The sequence below is a fragment of the Oleiphilus sp. HI0128 genome (assembly GCF_001635365.1).
The window spans coordinates 1-744 of record NZ_LWGG01000994.1; the positions used below are offsets into that span (position 1 = coordinate 1).

Annotated in this window: 2 protein-coding genes; both read left to right on the top strand. The window is 39.5% G+C overall.

Annotated elements, in window-relative coordinates; genetic code table 11:
- Positions 1 to 72 precede the first annotated feature (72 nt).
- Positions 73 to 423, top strand: a complete 351-nt coding sequence (locus A3763_RS16865; protein WP_068633991.1) for a TRL-like family protein — start codon at positions 73 to 75, stop codon at positions 421 to 423.
- Positions 424 to 549: 126 nt separating this feature from the next.
- A partial coding sequence (locus A3763_RS16870) for a hypothetical protein (RefSeq protein ID WP_156495137.1) occupies positions 550 to 744 on the top strand: 195 nt, incomplete at its 3' end.

The window sequence follows — 744 nt, forward strand, 5'->3', positions numbered from 1 at the left end:
AGCATTAGTTTCAATAAGATAAAATCTCGGTTCAACTTAAATCAATAACTTAAAATTAAGGAAAATCATAATATGTTAAAGAATAAACTGTTTGGTTTCGTAATAATCGTATCAGCCTTATTTATGTCAGGGTGCGCAACGAACCTGTTTCCAGGAGGCCCAACCCCAGCTGGTGTAATTATCACTAATGTGAAAGGCCCTGCTCAAAACTTAACCGTAGCAACCGATAAAGATGCACAGAGTTCAAAAATGGGCTCAGCGAGTGTATCTGCAATTGCTGGTTTATTTGCATTTGGCGATGCAAGTATAGATACAGCCATGAAAGAAGCCGGCATCACAAAGGTACATCACGTAGATCATCAAGTTAACTCTTTTCTATTTGGTCTTTGGCTACAAAACACAACCATCGTGCATGGAGAGTAAATATAGTACCACCTAACAAGTGCAGCTTGCGGAACTACGTGAGCTGTCACGTTTTGTGCGTTGCACAAAAAGCGCCATCACACTCCGTCCGCAACTGCAGGCGTTAGCTGTAAAAAAGGAGTTAAATTGAAGCACATATTTGTTATTGCAGTTTTAGCCTTATTGTCAGGTTGTAGTTCAATGGTAAAGACCGAAATTGGAGATTACGATTACGGCAAAAGTTTAAGTGAACTACAAAGTCAGCATATCGAGTTACAACCTCAGGATGGTTTATTCTCTGAACCACGAATTAGCATTCCATTAGATGATGCTAAAAGCCTT

Bases quoted from the DNA above. Each gene is read 5' to 3' on its own strand.
- A3763_RS16865 (WP_068633991.1), top strand. From the start codon at position 73: ATGTTAAAGAATAAACTGTTTGGTTTCGTAATAATCGTATCAGCCTTA.